At 74.2% G+C, this 17,066-nt stretch carries 7 protein-coding genes; 6 read left to right on the top strand and 1 reads right to left on the bottom strand.

Annotation, left to right across the window (positions count from 1 at the left end):
* Positions 1-24: 24 nt before the first annotated feature.
* Positions 25-1,554 carry an MFS transporter gene (locus B0I32_RS12570; RefSeq protein ID WP_245955777.1) on the bottom strand — a complete coding sequence of 510 codons (1,530 nt, stop codon included), beginning with the start codon at positions 1,552-1,554 and terminating at the stop codon, positions 25-27.
* 246 nt (positions 1,555-1,800) lie between these two features.
* On the opposite strand from B0I32_RS12570, the gene B0I32_RS12565 reads away from it, so the two are divergent.
* The 6 genes from B0I32_RS12565 (at position 1,801) to B0I32_RS12540 (ending at position 17,060) form a co-directional block, all read left to right on the top strand.
* On the top strand, positions 1,801-2,718 hold the full coding sequence (locus B0I32_RS12565; protein ID WP_146178135.1) for a TetR/AcrR family transcriptional regulator: 918 nt from the start codon (positions 1,801-1,803) through the stop codon (positions 2,716-2,718).
* A 169-nt stretch (positions 2,719-2,887) separates the two neighbouring features.
* The gene (locus tag B0I32_RS12560; RefSeq protein ID WP_245955776.1) at positions 2,888-3,880 is read left to right on the top strand and encodes a linear amide C-N hydrolase; all 993 of its coding nucleotides are present in this window, start codon (positions 2,888-2,890) and stop codon (positions 3,878-3,880) included.
* 934 nt (positions 3,881-4,814) lie between these two features.
* Complete coding sequence (locus B0I32_RS12555; RefSeq protein WP_106238031.1) at positions 4,815-6,227, top strand: thioesterase II family protein; 1,413 nt, start codon at positions 4,815-4,817, stop codon at positions 6,225-6,227.
* 12 nt (positions 6,228-6,239) lie between these two features.
* A complete protein-coding gene (locus B0I32_RS12550) occupies positions 6,240-11,342 on the top strand; it encodes a non-ribosomal peptide synthetase (protein ID WP_106238029.1) in 5,103 nt (1,700 codons plus the stop codon).
* Entirely contained in the window at positions 11,339-16,864 is a 5,526-nt protein-coding gene (locus B0I32_RS12545) for a type I polyketide synthase (protein WP_106238027.1), read from the top strand. Before B0I32_RS12550 ends, B0I32_RS12545 begins: the two co-directional genes overlap by 4 nt.
* Position 16,865: 1 nt before the next feature.
* Positions 16,866-17,060 (top strand): MbtH family protein, encoded by a 195-nt coding sequence (locus B0I32_RS12540; RefSeq protein WP_106238025.1) that lies wholly within the window; start codon positions 16,866-16,868, stop codon positions 17,058-17,060.
* Positions 17,061-17,066: the final 6 nt, after the last annotated feature.

The following is a 17,066-nucleotide window of genomic DNA, read 5'->3' as shown; positions in this document are numbered from 1 at the left end:
CGTTTCTCTGGGCGCGCGATCTTCTTACCCGTCCTCGCCGGGCACCACGCCGGCCTCCAGTCGCCGCAGCGTCACGGCGGTCAGCAGCGCGGCCACGCCGAGCATGGCCGCGGCCACCACCGCCGAGAGCTGCATGCCCTCGGTGAAGGCGGCGCGGGCGGAGCCGAGCACGGCGTCGGCCAGGTGGCCGGGCAGGTCCACGGCCACGCCGGCGGCGCCGCCGAGCGTCTCCCCCGCGATCCGCGCCACCTCGGGCGCGAGCCCTTCGGGGGCGACGAACGCCGAGCGGTACACCGCCAGCCCCATGCTGCCCAGCACCGCTACGCCAAGGGCGCCGCCCAGCTCGGTGGCCGCCTCCAGCACGGCCGAGGCGGAGCCGGCCCGCTCGGGCGGGGCCACGGCCACCACCAGGTCGGAGGCGAGCGCCTGGACGACGCCGATGCCGCCGCCGAGCAGCGCCAGCCCGGTGACGAGGATCGCGTCGCCGCTGCCGGGACCGACCTGGGCGAGCGCGAGGAAGCCGGCGCAGGCGACGAGCATGCCCGCCGCGATGGTCGGCCCCGGCCGGAACCTGGACACCAGCGCCGCCCCCACCAGCGCGCCGGCCAGCGCCATGCCGGCGGCGGGCAGGGTGAGCAGGCCGGCCACGAAGGGCCGTAGCCCGAGCACCATCTGCAGGTATTGCGAGACGAAGTAGAACACGCCGACCAGGGCGAAGATCGCCAGGGTGCCGGTCAGCAGGGAGACGCCGAAGCCGCGGTCGCGGAAGAGGCTCAGGTCGAGCATCGGGCTGGCCAGGCGGTGCTGGCGCCGGACGAACCCGAGCCCGAAGAGCAGGCCCAGCGCCAGGGCTCCGGCGGCCTCCAGCACCGCGCCGCCTCCGGCCAGCTGCTTGATCGCGTACACGACGGGGAGCACGGCCGCCAGCGACATCACCGCGCTCCACAGGTCGAACCGGCCGGGCCGGGGGTCGCGGTACTCCGGCAGCAGCAGCGGCCCGAGCGCGAGGAGCAGCAGCATGATGGGCACGTTCATCAGGAACACGACGCCCCACCACGCCTGTTCGAGCAGCCAGCCGCCGACGATCGGGCCGAGCACGCTCCCGCCGGCGAAGCTCGCCGCCCAGAGCGCGACGGCGGTCCGGCGCTGGGCCGGGTCGTGGAACATGTTGCGGATCAGCGCCAGCGTGGGCGGCATCAGCGTGGCCGCGGCCGCTCCCTGCAGGGCGCGGGCGACGACGAGCAGTTCGGCGCTGGGCGCGTAGGCGGCCGCGGCCGAGGTCAGCCCGAACGCCGCCGCGCCCCACAGGAGCAGCTTCCTGCGGCCGATCCGGTCGCCGAGGGACCCCATCGCGATCAGCAGGCCGGCCAGCAGGAAGGCGTAGATGTCCACGATCCACAGCAGCTCCGTGCCGCTCGGCCGCAGGTCGACGCTGAGGAAGGGCACGGCGAAGTAGAGGACGGTCACGGTGATGGAGACGAGGAGCACGGGCAGGACCAGGACGGCCAGCCCGAGCCACTCCCTCCGCCCGGCCTTGGGTGGGGCTCCGTTCACGTTGGCGCTCCTATGTACGGCGTACATCATCGATGGTGTACAGCGTACCGGCCGATGGCGCCCACTCGGCCGATACACCCTTGAGTGTGGCTATCTCTCACCTTTGATTAGCCATCCAGCAGTCATGCGGAGGCACTGGGGCGGATTAATACGTCACGAAGCGGAGACGTTTTCGTCACACACCTCCTGTGTTAGAATTCGTCACCGGAGGACGCCATGCTGACCTGCGCGCAATGTAGTAAGCCGATGGACGCCCCACCCCGCGGGCGGCGGCCCCGATATTGCTCTCGCTCGTGTCAGGCCCGCGCCTACCGGGCGCGGGCGGCCGTCAGGAAGGGCTCGCCCCCGCATTCCGCCGGCAACGGGGAGCTGCCGCCGCGCACCCCGCCCGCCCGGCCGCCCGAGGGCATGAGCGTGCGGCAGATCGTGCGGGCCGCCGTCGAGATCGCCGACCGCGAGGGCCTCGACGCCGTCTCCATGCGCCGGATCGCGACGCAGCTCGGGCTCGCCACGATGTCGCTCTACCGGTTCGTCTCCGGCAAGGACGCGCTGATCGAGCTGATGGTGGACGCCGTGCACGGCGAGAACGGCGACGACGCGCCCGTGGACGCGGGCTGGCGCACCCGCCTGGAGTTCGCCGCCCGGCGCGAGTGGGGGATCTACTCCCGGCATCCGTGGGTCCTGCGGATCGTGGCCACGCCGCAGCCGCCGGTCGGGCCCAACGTACTGGCCGGCGTCGAGCGGCCGATGCGGGCCATGGACGGGCTCGGGCTCGACGCCGTGACCATGCACTGGGTGGCGATCGCGGTCGGCGCCCAGGTACAGGGAGCCGCGCTGCTGCTGGTCAACGAGCTGGAGACGAAGCGGCGCACCGGCCGCACCACCCAGCAGTGGCGCAGCGACAAGTCACCCGCCATCAGAGAGCTGCTCGACTCGGGCCGGTTCCCGATGCTGACCCGGCTGTTCGAGGAGCAGGAGGACGTGGCCGACATCAACGCCTGGTTCGAGTTCAGCCTGGAGCGGCTCCTCGACGGCCTCGAGGTCTTCGTGGACGGCCGGGCCGGCGTGGGCAAGCGGTCCGGCGTGGCCGGGCGGGCCGGGGTGGAGGGCCGGGCCCGCGTGGCCGGACGGGCCGGCGTGACGGGCGCCGAGGCCACCTGCTGAACGGGGCTCAGCCGGGACGGTGTCCGAGCTCCTCCGCCACCGCGCGGACGTACTTGCCGCAGCCGGAGGGGCCGGCTTCTCCCCCGGCCGGTGGCGGGCGGCCGGACGGGTGGCGTTCGCGCGCTCGGGCGGGGTGACAGCGCGGGGGCCGGACAGGCAGACTACTGTCATGCGGACCCCTGCCGTGGCGGTGTTGTCGGCTCTGACCCTGGCGGCGCTCGCGGCGTGCGGGCCGTCCGCCGCGCCGCCACCGGCGTCCTCCCCCACCTCGGCGTCGCCCAACGGGCTGCTCAGGCAGACGGACGACCAGATCGCCCGCACGTCGGCGAGCCTGCGCCGGCTGGACGACATGCCGCTGTACGAGATGACCTACCACGGCGATTACGACGCCGAGGCGCCGCTCACGGACGCCGAACTGGCCAGGCGCGGTGACGGCTGGGCGTGCTCGCTGTTCCACCGCCCCGGCGAGTTCGGCCGGAACTTCGACTGGGATCCCAACCCGGCCATGGTGATCCACTTCGACCCGCCGGACGGCTACGCCTCGCTCTCGGTGGCCGACGTCTCCTACCTGTTCCCGCCGGGGGCGAAGCCCGATCTGAGCGCCGCCCAGGACCGGCGGCGGCTGGCGCACGCGGTGCTGACCCCGTTCGACGGCATGAACGAGAAGGGGCTCGCCGTCGGCCTGGCCCAGGCGCCCGACGCGGAGCTGCCCGCGCGCACGCCCGGCCGCGCCGTCGTGAGCGGGGTGCGGATCATCCGGCTGATGCTCGACCGGGCCGCGACCGTGCCCGAGGCGATCGAGCTGATGCGCCGCTACGACCTCGACTTCACCGGCGGCCCGCAGCTCCACTATCTGATCGCGGACCGGGAGGGCAGGTCGGCGGTCGTCGAGTACGCCGGCGGCCGGATGAACGTCATCGACGACCGCTATCTCACCAACATCACGATGACCGGCGCCGACCGGGCCGCCAAGCTGACCGACCGCCGTTACCGGCTGCTCGCCGAGGGCGAGGGCACGGACGCGATGAAGTTGCTCGAGCGGGTCGCCCAGTACCACACTCGGTGGTCGATCGTGTACGACCAGAAGAGCCTCACCGCCGAGATCGTGACGGCGCAGCGGTGGAACCGCGTGCGCGACTTAAGCCTTTCCACGGGCGGCTGATCTGGCAGGGCCTCCAGACTGCTCGACGAGTACGCCGCATTTCCCGTACCGCGATCCGCCCCTCGTTCATTTCCCGGCCGCGTATTCGCCCGGCCAGGTCATCAGGAAATGAATTAATGAATTCTTTTTCGGATGAATAAGTGGATAACCCCCTGACGGGTGCCCGAGCGGGCCCGCACATGCCCTCAACCTCGCACGTCGAGCCGGAGTTTCGGGGTGACCCGAGCGCGGGTTAGGGAGACAGGACAATCGGCCCGTCCGATATGTGAAGAGTTTCACCGCAACTTGACAGGTATGCCGACAAATCCGTCCAGGGCCGAGTGGACGACCGCCCGCGTCGGGCCGGCGAGGAAAACTCTAACTCCACTGCTCCGGGCCTGTTTCGAGTCGTTGTCAAGGAGCGACAGGAGGCGGTGCCGCACTTCGGCAGCGACCGCCCTACCCCTGGGGCGGTCGCCGACGAACGTACAAACATGGACAAACCATGCGAAACAACGGGGGTAACCGCCACGCGCTGGTTTCGGTTGCCCGAATCCTGGTTACGGCCACGCTACGGACCGCCCATCTATCATCGGGTGTCCGGCGCTGCAAGAGGCCGTCAGGGTTCAATTCCCTTGACCTCCGTCAGGTACCGAGAACCGCTAATCACACCGTTGACTCCTCCCAGCAACATCGATATAAGAGTTAATGTCGTGCAACGGCGTGAGATCACACGCTATGTCAGGACAGTTCGTAAGCTCCCTATTTCGATGTTGTTTCGAGGCATTGTCCAGGAGCGCCGTAACATGGCGGTTGACGACCTCAGTATTCAGCGACGAATCATCCCTTCGACCTTCTCATCCGGCCCGTGCGTGTCGCGGACGGTCGCTCCCCGCGGGGGAGGTGCTGGGCGATTAGCGGCCAGCTAGCCGCGGCGGCGCAGGGTCCGCACCCCATGGATCCCGGCACCGCCCGCACCCTGTTCTGCCTGCCGTACGCGGGAGGAGGAGCCGGCGCCTACACCGGGCTCCTGCGCGCGCTCTCCGCTCTTCCCGCCGTCCCCGGACTCAGCGTGGTCCCCGTTCAGCTTCCCGGCCGGGAGAGCCGCATCGCCGAGCCGCCCGCTTTCACGATCGCCGAGATCGCCGACGAGGTGGCGCCCGCCACTGATGAGCCGTACGCCCTGTACGGCCACAGCATGGGCGCCCGGCTGGCCTTCGAGGTGGTCAGGGAGCTGCGCCGGCGCGGCCTGCGCGGCCCGTCGCGGCTCTACGTCGGCGGGGCGCATCCGCCGGATCGCCGGGTGCCGCTGGCCGCCGCCGTGGACCTGCCCGACGACGCCTTCATCGACCAGCTCGTCCGCAGATCGGGCGCGCTGCCGGAGTTGCGGGACTTGCCGGAGCTGCGGGAACTGATGATGCCCGTGCTGCGCTCGGACTTCACCTGGATCAAGAACTACTCCTTCGTGCCCGAGCCCGCGATCGACTGCCCCATCGTGGCCTTCACCGGGCTGGACGACGGGGAGGTCGGGGCGGCCGACATGCTCGGCTGGGCCCGCCACACCACCGCCGGCTTCCGCCTGCGCACGCTCCGCGGCGGCCACCTGTTCGTGAAGGACCGCCCGGCCGAACTGGCCGAGCTCATCGCCACCGACCTGACGAACGTGCACGCCCTGCCTGCATCGAACGGGCACGCCCGGCGAGAAGCGGACGAGCACGACCGGGCCGAGCCGGACGGACATGCCTTGCCGCAACAGGACGGGCACCTTCTGCCTGAGCCGGACGAACTTCACCTCTGGCTGGGCCCGGCCGACGGCCATACCGAGGTCCTGCGCCGCTATGCCGGCCGGGCCGCGACCGGCACGAGCCACGCGGGCGGGCTGACCTTGGTGGGCGCCGCGGACGGAGGCGGAATCGGGGTGTCGCTGCTGCGCGCGCTGGACGCCTTCGGACTGGACGGCGGACTGGACGGCGGACTGGAGGCCGGGCCGGACGGCGGGCTGGACAAGGTGTGCCGGGACGAGCTGAGCGACGACGAGCGCGAGCAGATCGAGGACGCCGCCGAGGAGGACCGGGGGTGGCTGGCGCTGCGTGCCGTCACGGCGAAACGGGCGCTGCTGGCCGCCGACGGCCACGGCACCGATCCCACCCGCGTCGGCTTCCCCGACCTGGCCGACCCCGGCCCCTGGCGAGCCCAGTGCGATCCGGTTGATCCGAGGGGCGATCCGGGGCTGGACCGGCTGGACCGGTGGCAGGTCGTGCACCTGCCACTGCACACCTCACGGGGCGAGGCGCTGGGAGCGGTCGCCGTACCGCACGACAGGGTGCGGCTGAGATTCGACATGCCGGCAACGGAGCAGGCAGGGTAACGGGGGACACAGGTGACCAAGAGGGCGCTTCTTCATGACCTCGTCCTGGCGCAGGCCGGCCGCACGCCCGACGCGACGGCCGTGCGGCAGGGGGATCGCAGCCTGACCTACCGCGAGCTGGTCACGGCGGCGGCGGAGCTGGCCCACCGGCTGCGCGGCCTCGGGGCCGGGCCCGAGGTCCGGATCGGCATCTGCCGTCGCCGTACGCCCGACCTGCTGGTGTGCGTGCTCGGCGTGCTCATGTCCGGGGGCGCGTACGTGCCGCTGGACCCCTCGCACCCGCGCCGGCGGCTCGCCGGGATCATCGAGGACGCCGGCATCACCACGGTCGTCGCCGACGAGACGGGCACAGAACTGCTCACCGGCCTCCCCATCCGCCTCGAAACCCCGCCCCACCCGACCACCGAACCGACACCCGCCACACTCACCGCGCCGGACGAGCCGACCACGCGAACCACCAGCGGCACGCCGGCGCCGCGTGTCGTGCCCGCCGGCCGGCCGCTCACGGGCGCGGCGCCCGAGCCGGGACCGCCGCCGGGTGCGGCCGCCTATGTGCTGTACACCTCGGGCTCGACCGGGCGGCCCAAGGGGGTCGTGGTGAGTCATGCCTCGGCGGTGGCGTTCGTGAGGATGGCGGGTGAGGTGTTCGGGCTGGACGCCGGGTGCCGGTCCATCGGGTTCGCCGCGCTCGGGTTCGACGTGTCGGTGCTGGACGTGTTCGCCCCACTGGCCCGGGGCGGGTCGGTGATGTTCGCCCCCGACGAGGCCAGGGTCGATCCCGTGCTGCTCCAGCGTTTCCTGGAGCGGCACCAGGTGACCTGGGGGACGATCCCGCCGGCTCTGCTCCCCCTGCTGAAGCCGGACCGGCTGCCGTGGCTGCGCGATCTGCTCACGGCGGGCGAGCCGGCCGGGCCCGAGCAGGTGGCCCGCTGGGCGACGGGCGGGCGGCGCTTCCACAACTGGTACGGCCCCACCGAGACCACGGTGTGCGTCGTCGGCACCGAACTGGAGGGCGTCTGGGACCGGCCGCTGCCGATCGGGTTCGCGCTGCCCGGCTGCCGCGCGTACATCCTGGACGACCTGCTCCGCCCCTGCCCGCCCGGCACGCCGGGAGAGCTGTGCATCGGCGGCCCGCAACTGGCGCGCGGCTACCTGGACCGGCCGGGGCTGTCGGCGGAGCGGTTCGTGCCGGACCCGTACGGCGAGCCGGGGGCGCGCATGTACCGCACGGGCGACCAGGTCATGCTGGAGGACGACGGCCGCATCGGCTTCATCGGGCGGCTGGACCGGCAGGTCAAGGTGCAGGGCCAGCGGGTCGAGATCGGCGAGGTGGAGGCGGTGCTGCGCGCGCTGCCCGGGGTGCGGCAGGCGGTGGCGGACGTGGCCGACGGCCCGGCCGGGCTGAAGGAGTTGACCGCCTACCTGACCCCGGAGGACGCGCCGGGCATCGACGGCGTGCGGGCCCACTGCCTGGAGAGCATGCCCGCGTACATGGTGCCCACCCGGGTGGTCCGGCTGCCCGTGCTGCCGCTGACGGCGGCCGGCAAGGTCGACATAGGCGCCCTGCGCGCTCACCGCGCCGCGCCCCCGCAGCAGCGCCCACGACGGCGGGCCGCGAACGAGACGGAACGCGGCGTCGCGGCGGCCTGGGCCGAGGCGTTCGGCACCGGCGAGCCGGGACCGGATGACGACTTCCTGGCCTGCGGCGGCCACTCCCTGGTCGCCATGCGCCTGAGCGCGCTGCTGCGCACCGGGCTGGGCAGGGAGATCGGGGTCGGCGACGTGCTCGCGGGCCGTACCGTGGCCGGCATCGCCCGCCTGGCCGAGCTCGCCCCGCCGGTGCGGGACGAACCGCCGGTCGCGCCCTCGACAGCGCTGTCGGCGGTGCAGCGGCGGATGTGGTTCGTGGAACGGCTGGCGCCCGGCACGCCCGCGCACAACATCGCGATGGCGCAGCGCCTGTCAGGGCCGCTGGACGTCGAAGCTCTACGCGCCGCGCTCGCGGTGGTGGCCGAACGGCACGAGGTACTGCGCTGGCGGGTCCCGCAGTCGGACGGGGTGCCGTCCGTCGCCGTGTCGCCGCCCGGCCCGGTGCCGCTGCCGGTGGAGGACGTACGCGAGGAGCAGGTGGGCGAGCGGCTGGAGGCCGAGGCCCGGCTTCCCTTCGACCTGGCGGCGGGGCCGCTGTGGCGGGCCCGGCTGCTGCGGGTCGGCGACGGGGAGCACGTGCTCGCCGTCACGGCGCACCACCTGGTGTTCGACGGCTGGTCGCAGCGGGTGCTCTACGACGACCTCGGGCTGGCCTACCGCCGGGCCGCGCTTCCGCCGCTGCGCACGTCGTTCGGCGGGTACGTGGCCTTCCTCGACGGGCGGGACCAGGAGGCGAGCCTGGAGTGGTGGCGGGAGCACCTGGAGGGCGCGCCCAGCGTGCTCGACCTGCCCCGCGACCATCCGCGCCCGGCCGTGCAGACGTTCGAGGGGGCCGGCGCCACCGCCGAGGCCGACGCCTCCGTCAGCGACGGGGTCCGGGCGCTGGCCGCGCGGCTGGGCGGGACGCCGTACGCGGTGATGCTGGCGGCGTTCGGGCAGGTGCTGCGGCGGCTGACCGGGCAGCACGACCTGATCGTCGGGGCGCCGGTCGCCGACCGCCGCGACCCGTCCTTCCATCCGCTGACCGGCTGCCTGGTCCAGGTGCTGCCGGTACGGCTGCGCGTCGAGGACGCCGGGAGCTTCGAGGCGCACGTCACGCGCTGCCAGGAGACGCTGTCCGGCGCGCTGGCGCATCTGGACGTGCACCTGGAACGACTGGTCGACCGACTCGGCCCCGGCCGCGACCTGTCCAGGAACCCGCTGGTGCAGGTCCTGTTCAACATGTACGACTTCACCGAGCCCCGCCTGGACCTGCCCGGCGTCACCGCCGTCCCGCTGCCGCCTGGGCTGCCGGGCGCGCTGTTCGACCTGACCCTGTACGTCGGCGAACGGGACGGCCGGTACGTGCTGCAGGCCGTCTACAACCCACGGCTGTTCCGAGCGGAGCGGATCGAGGAACTGCTGGCCGGCTACCTCCAGATCCTCGGCGACCTGGTGACCGCGCCTGAAAGGCCGGTCATGAAGGCGTCCCTGCGTCCGTGCGGCCCGCGCCGATCGAACCTGCCCGACGGCACCGCCCCACTGCCCGCCTGGAACGGGCCCGGCGTGCTGGAACGCGTCCTCGCCCAGGCCGCTCCCACGCGGACCGGTGATGAGCGGGTGGCCGTGGCCCACGGTGAGCGCATGGCGGTGGCCGGTAGTGCGCGGGTGGCGGTGGCCGGGGAGGATGGCGAGCTCAGCTATGCCGAGCTGGTGCGGCTCGCGGAGGCGACCGGTGCCGTCGTGTCCGCGGCGGTGCGTCCGGGTGACGCGGTGGCGATCCTGGCGGCCCGCACGTGCGAGTTGCCCGCCCTGATGCTCGGCGTCCTCGGTGCCGGGGCCCGCTGGGCCGTGCTCGACTCCGCGTTGCCGGCCGCCCGCCTGGCTGCCCAGGCCCGCTCGGCCGACGCTCGCGCGCTGATCGCCTGCCCCGGCGTGCCCGTTCCCGCCGAACTGTCCTGGCTCCCCCAGCCGGACCCGCTCCCAGAACCCGCCGCACGCACCGGACCAGCCGGACAGCCGGTTCTGGTCGGGCCCGACCGGGGCACGACGTTCCCGATGGCGGCCGGGCGGCGGGGGTATTTGTCGTTCACCTCCGGCACCACCGGGGAGCCGAAGCCGGTGCGGGCGGCGGAGCGGCCGCTGGCTCGCTTCCTGAGCTGGTACGCGGCCGAGTTCGGGCTGACCGCGGACGATCGGTTCGCGTTGCTGGCGGGGCTGGCGCATGATCCGCTGCTGCGGGACGTCTTCACCCCGCTGACGCTGGGCGCGACGCTGCACGTGCCGGATCAGGAGCGGGTGCGGGATCCGGCCCGGCTGGCGGCGTGGTTGCGTGAGCGGGCCGTGACGGTGGCGCATCTGACGCCGCAGCTGGCCACGCTGATCGCCGCCGCCGGGGTGGAGCTGCCGGATCTGCGGCTGGTGCTGTTCGGCGGGGACCGGCTGACCTACGCGGAGGCGGCCAGGTTCGCGGCGGTGGCGCCGAAGGCCCGGCTGCTCAACACGTACGGCACCACCGAGACCCCGCAGGCGCAGGCCGTCTGCGAGATCACCGGCCCGGTGCCGGCCACCGGCGACCCGGTCCCGCTCGGACACGGGATGGACGGCGCGGAGCTGCTCGTGCTCGACGCCGGCGGCTCCCCCGCGGCGGTGGGGGAACTGGGCGAGGTGGTGGTCAGGAGCCGGCGCCTGGCGGAGGCGTACCTGGACGACGAGCTCACCCGCCGACGCTTCACCCGCGAGCCGGACAGCGAGACGGCCGACGTAACGGGGCGTTACCGCACCGGTGACCTGGGACGGTACGACCCCGACGGGCGGGTGGTGCCGGCTGGGCGGGCGGATGGGCAGGTGAAGATCCGGGGGCACCGGGTCGAGCTCGGCGAGGTCGAGGCGACCCTGGCCGCGCACCCGGGCGTGCTGGCCGCCGCCGTACGCGCCGCCGAGCAGCCAGGTGGCCGGGTGCTGCACGCGTACGCGGTGCCGGAGAGCGCGGCCGTCCAGGCGGGCGAGCTGCGCCGTCATCTCGCGGCCCGCCTGCCCGACTACGCCGTCCCCGCCGAGCTGGTGCTCCTTCCCGCGCTGCCGCTGACGCCGAACGGCAAGGTGGACCGGGCCGCGCTGCCGCCACCGCCGCGGCGGGCCGCGGCCGGGCCGGGGCAGGAGCCGTCCACCACGACGGAACGCCTGGTCGCGGGGGTGTGGCGGGAGGTGCTCGGCCTGCCGCGGGTCTCCGCCGACGCGAACTTCTTCGAGATCGGCGGGCACTCGCTCGCCACCGCTCAGGTCCAGGCCCGCCTCGCTGCCGCGCTCGGGCGCGAGGTGCCGATCGTGGACCTGTTCCGCTTCCCCACCGTACGGACGCTCGCGGCGCACCTCGACGGCGAGCGGCGCACCGCCGGATCGGAGCGCGCCGCCCGGCGGGTCGCGGCGCGCCGGGCACGACCCTCAACTCGGCCTCACCGGGCCAGACGGGAGAGTAAGGAATGACCGCTGCGCTGAACCACGAGGAAGAGGGGCCCGGGGTCGAGCCGATCGCGGTCGTCGGCCTGGCCTGCCGTCTGCCCGGCGCCGAGGACGTGCCGGCCTTCTGGCGCAACCTGGTCGGGGGCGTGGAGTCGGTGCGCTTCTACACGCGGGAGGAGCAGGAGGCGCTCGGTGTGCCGGACTACCTGCTGGACGATCCGACGTTCGTCCCCGCGTGCTCGATCGCGGACGGCTACGGCGCGCTCGACGCGGCGTTCTTCGGCATGTCGCCGCGTGAGGCGGAGTTGCGCGATCCGCAGCAGCGGATGTTCCTGGAGCTGGCCAGCACCGCGCTGGACGACGCCGGTTACGATCCCGCGCGCTACGCCGGCGAGATCGGGGTGTACGGGGCGATCGGGTCGGACGAGTACCAATGGCTGTACATCCGGCCGAACAAGAAGGTGTTCGCGTCGGTGGGGAACCTCGCCGTCTACACCGGCAACCATCCCGACTACCTGGCCACGATGGTGTCGTACAAGCTGGACCTGCGCGGCCCCAGCCTGACCCTGCACACCGCCTGCTCCTCCTCGCTCGTCGCCCTGCACGTGGCGTGCGAGGCGCTGCGCACCGGCGAGTGCGACATGGCGCTGACCGGCGGCGCCTCGCTGGAGCTGCCCGCCGAGTGGGGGTACCAGTACCACCAGGACGGCATCTACTCCCCCGACGGGCACTGCCGCGCGTTCGACGCCTCGGCGGCCGGCACGATCTGGGGCGGGGGCGGCGGCATGGCCGTGCTGAAGCGGCTGTCGGACGCCGTCGCCGACGGCGACCACATCCGCGCGGTGGTGATCGGCAACGCGATCAACAACGACGGCGCCACCAAGATGGGCTTCTCCGCGCCGAGCGCCGAGGGTCAGGCGGCGGCGGTCTCGCAGGCGCTGGGCGTCGCCCAGATCGACCCGCGCACCGTCACCTACGTCGAGGCGCACGGCACCGGCACCTCGCTGGGCGACCCGATCGAGGTGGCGGCCCTGTCCAGCGTGCTGGGCGCCGGCACGGACGAGGCGGGCTGGTGCGGCCTCGGCTCGGTCAAGACCAACATCGGCCACCTCGGCCCGGCGGCCGGCATCGCGGGGTTCATCAAGACCGTGCTCGCGGTGGAGCACGGCATGATCCCGCCGAGCCTCAACTACGCGTCGCCCAACCCGCGCATCGACTTCGGTACGAACCCGTTCAAAGTCGTCTCGTCGCTGACCAAGTGGGAGACGAACGGCTTCCCGCGCCGCGCGGGCGTCAGCTCGTTCGGCATCGGCGGCACCAACGCGCACGTGCTGGTCGAGCAGGCGCCGCCCGCGCCGCTGCCGACCGCCCAGCCGCGCGACGCGCACCTGCTGCTGCTGTCGGCCCGGACCTCGTCGGCGCTGGACGCCGCCGTGTCCCGGCTGGCCGGGCACCTGCAGGGCGGCGAGGCCGATCTGGCGGACGTGGCGCACACGCTGCGGACGGGCCGGCGCACGTACGCGCACCGGGCCGCCGTGGTGGCCGCCGACGCGGCCGACGCGGTCGCGGCGCTGACCACCTCGCGCCGGCTGGTCAAGGGCAAGGCGGGCACGCCCAAGGTGGCCTGGCTCTTCTCCGGCCAGGGCGCGCAGTACGCGGGCATGGGCGCGGAGCTCTACCGCACCGAGCCGGTCTTCGCCGCCGCGGTCGACGAGTGCGCCGCGATCCTGCGCGAGGAGCTGGGCCTGGACCTGCGCACCCTGCTCTTCCCGTCCGAGGAGGAGCGGGAGGCGGCCGACGAGCGGCTGCGGCAGACGGCGCTCACCCAGCCGGCCCTGTTCACGGTGGAGTGGGCGCTGGCCCGCCTGTGGCGTTCGTGGGGCGTGGAGCCGGCCGCGATGATCGGGCACAGCATCGGCGAGTACGTGGCCGCGACCGTCGCGGGCGTCTTCTTCCTGCCCGACGTGCTGCGCCTGGTGGCCGCCAGGGGCCGGCTGATGCAGAGCATGCCGCCCGGCGCGATGCTGGCCCTGCGCCGCGACCACGAGGAGGTGCGCGCCGACCTGCCGGAGGGGCTGTCGATCGCCACCGTGAACGGCCCCGGCACCTGCGTGGTCGCCGGCCCCGGCGAGCTGATCGCCGCCTACGCGGCCCGGCTGAGCGAGAGCGGCGTCCAGCACACCGCGCTGCGCACCTCGCACGCCTTCCACTCGGCGATGATGGACCCGATCCTGGGCGACTTCCACGAAGCCGTCGCCGCGGCGGCCAGGCACGCGCCGAGCCTGCCGTTCCTGTCCAACGTCACCGGCGGCTGGATCACCGCCGAACAGGCCGTGGACCCCGCCTACTGGACCCGCCACCTGCGTGAGGCGGTCCGGTTCGGCGACTGCGTGGCGACGCTGGCCGCCGAGGGCGAGTGGCGGCTGGTGGAGTGCGGCCCAGGACGGCAGCTCGCCGGCCTGGCCAGGACCCAGCTGCCGAGGACCGCGCCGCGCCCGCTGGCCAGCCTGCCGGGCCCCGCCGACGGCAAGGCCGACCTGGAGGTCCTGTACGCGACGGCCGGGGCCCTGTGGACGGCGGGCGTGCCGCTGGACACCGAGGCGCTGGCCGAGCCGGCCCGCCGGGTCCCGCTGCCCGCCTACCCGTACGAGCGGGCCGAGCACTGGGTGCACACCGGCTTCGACCCCGAGCTCGTCTTCACCCGGCCGCCGCGCGCGGGCGCGCTGCCGCTGGACGAATGGTTCTCGGTGCCCGCCTGGCGGCAGGCGCCCGTCACCCCGGCCGGCCGGTCCGCGCTGGCCGGCGTGCGCTGCCTGGTGTTCGCCGGGCCCGCCGCCGAGCCGCTGCTGGACGGGCTGCGCGCGGCGGGGGCCGACGCCGTCCGGGTGGTCCCGGGCAGCGCGTACGGCACCGCGCCCGACGGCACGATCACCGTCCGCCCGGCCGCCCGCGACGACTACGAGGCGCTGCTGGCCGCGACCGGCGTGCCGGAGCGCGTCATCCACGCCTGGGCGCTGGACGGCGATCCGGCGACCACGGCCGAGGAGGCCACGACCGCCCAGGAGGTCGGCTTCCACAGCCTGCTGGCCCTGGTGCAGGCGCTGGCCGGCGCCGAGCGGGAGTCGGGGGTGCGGCTCGACGTCGTGACCGCCGGCACGCAGGGCGTGACCGGCCAGGACGTGCACCGGCCCGAGCACGCCACGGTCGCCGGGTTCACCGGCGTGGTCCCGCTGGAGGCCCGCTGGCTGACCGCCCGCCATCTCGACCTGGAGCCGGGCCCGTACCAGCCCGGCCCCTCCCTGGACCGGGTGCTGGCCGAGCTGGCCGCCGAGCCGGAGGAGCCGGACGAGGGCGTGCCGCCGTCGCCCGTCGCGCTGCGCGCGGGCCGCCGATGGGTGCGCGGCTTCGAGCCGGTGCCGCTGCCGCCGCAGGACGACCCGCTGCGCCGGCACGGCGTGTACGTCATCACCGGCGGGCTCGGCGGCATCGGCCTCACCCTGGCCGAGGATCTCGCCCAGCGCGCCCAGGCCAGGCTGGTCCTGCTCGGACGCACCGGCCTGCCGCCCAGGGACGAGTGGGACACGCTCGACGGCGCCCAGGAACGGGTGCGGCGGGCCGTGGCGGCCGTGCGCCGGATGGAGCGGGCGGGCGCCGAGGTGATCGTGCTGTCCGCCGACGTGACCGACCCAGGCTCGCTGCGCCGGGCCAGGGAGGAGGCGCTGGCCCGGTTCGGCCGGGTGGACGGCGTCCTGCACGCGGCCGGGGTCCCCGGCGGCGGCATGGCCGAGGTCAAGGAGCGCCGCGCGGCCGACGACGTCATGGCCCCCAAGATCGCCGGCACGCTGGCGCTGCGCGAGGTGTTCGGGGACCTGCCGCTCGACTTCGTGCTGCTCTGCTCCTCGGTGACCGCCGTCGCGGGCGGGTTCGGCCAGGTCGACTACTGCGGCGCCAACGCCTTCATGGACGCGTACGCGCACGTCTGGCCGGGCCGGGTCCTGTCGGTGAACTGGGGGGCGTGGCTGGAGGTCGGCATGGCCGCCGAGGTCGCCGCCCCGGTGGCCTTCCGCGCCCTGCAGCGCGGCGACCGGGTGACCCGGCTGGAGCACCCCGTGCTCAGCCACCGGCACGAGAGCGCCGGCCGCCGCCCCTGGTACGCCGCGACCCTGTCGCCCGCGACGCACTGGGTGCTGGACGAGCACCGGGTGGCCGGGGTGCCGGTGCTGCCCGGCACCGGCTACCTGGAGACGGCCCGCGCCGCGTTCGAGGCGGCGGTGCCGCGCCCGGGTCCCGAGCACGTGATCGAGCTGCGCGACGTCGCCTTCGTCGCGCCGCTGCCGGTCGCCGAGGGGGTGAGCGCCGAGGTGCGGGTGCTGCTCACCCCGGCGGGCGACGGCGTGGACTTCGAGGTGGTCAGCGTCACCGGCGGCGAGCCGGCCCAGCACGCCCGCGGCTCGGCCGCCTGGGTGCCCGCGGAGACGGGCGCGGGCGACCCGGCCGGCGGGCTGGCCGGGGCGCGGGGCCGCTGCGTGCACGGCGGTGGCCGGGCCGACCTGTTCGCGTCGGCGTCCGGGCTGGTCACGTTCGGACCCCGGTGGAGCAGCCTGCGCGACGTGCGGCTCGGCCAGGACGAGCAGCTGGCCCAGCTGGAGGCGGGGCCGCTGGTGGCCGCCGAGCTGGGCGCGCTGCCGCTGCATCCGGCGCTGCTGGATGAGGCGACCGCGTTCATCGCCGTCTCGGGCGAGCACAGCTACCTGCCGCTCGGCTACGGCCGCGTCACCGTGCGCGGTCCGCTGCCCGCCACGGTGTGGAGCCACGCCCGCCTGCGCGACACCGGCGGCGGCGAGGTGCTGGCCGCCGACCTCGTCCTGTACGACGACGCCGGCGAGCCCGTGGTGAGCATCTCCGACTTCGTGCTGCGGCGCATCGACCGGGAGGCGATGACCCGCACCGTCGGCGAGGAGGCCAGGCAGAGCGCGGAGGAGGTGGTGGTGAAGGAGGAGTCCGCGACCGCGGGCGTCGCCCTCGACCTCGACGGGGCCAGGCGCGGCATCGCGCCGGCGGACGGCGCCGAGGCCTTCCGCCGCCTGCTCGCCGCCGACCTGGGCGTCCAGGTCGTGGTGAACGCCACCGCGCTGCCCGAGTTCGTGGCCGGGGTGCGCGAGCTGACCCAGGACACCGTGGCCGGCGACCTGGCCGCGGCCACCGCCGCCGGGCAGGCCGACACGGACGACGAGGACCACGTCGCCCCGCGCAACGACCTGGAGGGCGTGCTCGCCGGTCTGTGGGGCGAGGTGCTCGGCGCCCGCCGGGTCAGCGTCGAGCAGGACTTCTTCGAGCTGGGCGGCAACTCGCTGGTGGCCGTCCAGCTGATCGCCCTGATCAGGAAGAAGGTCGGCGTCCGGCTGCCGATGCGCAGCCTCTTCCAGGTGCCCACCGTGGCCGGCATGGCCGCGCTGGTGGAGGAGCTGCGCGGCCAGGACGCCCCGGCGCGGCCACAGGCACAGGCAACGACGATCACCCGGCTTCCCCGGGAGGAAAGGCGCTGACATGCGGGACGGTCAGTACAAGGTCGTGGTCAACGACGAGGAGCAGTACTCCATCTGGTTCGCCGACCGGCCCGTGCCCGCGGGCTGGCGGGAGACCGGGTTCGAAGGGGCCAAGCAGAGCTGCCTCGACCACATCGAGCAGGTCTGGACCGACATGCGCCCGCGCAGCCTGCGCGAGGCCATGTCCCGGCAGTAGAGGAGC

Source organism: Nonomuraea fuscirosea, from assembly GCF_003001935.1.
GTDB lineage: Bacteria > Actinomycetota > Actinomycetes > Streptosporangiales > Streptosporangiaceae > Nonomuraea > Nonomuraea fuscirosea.
The sequence above is the reverse complement of the archived record's forward strand: the minus strand, read 5'-3'. Positions and strand labels throughout refer to the sequence as shown.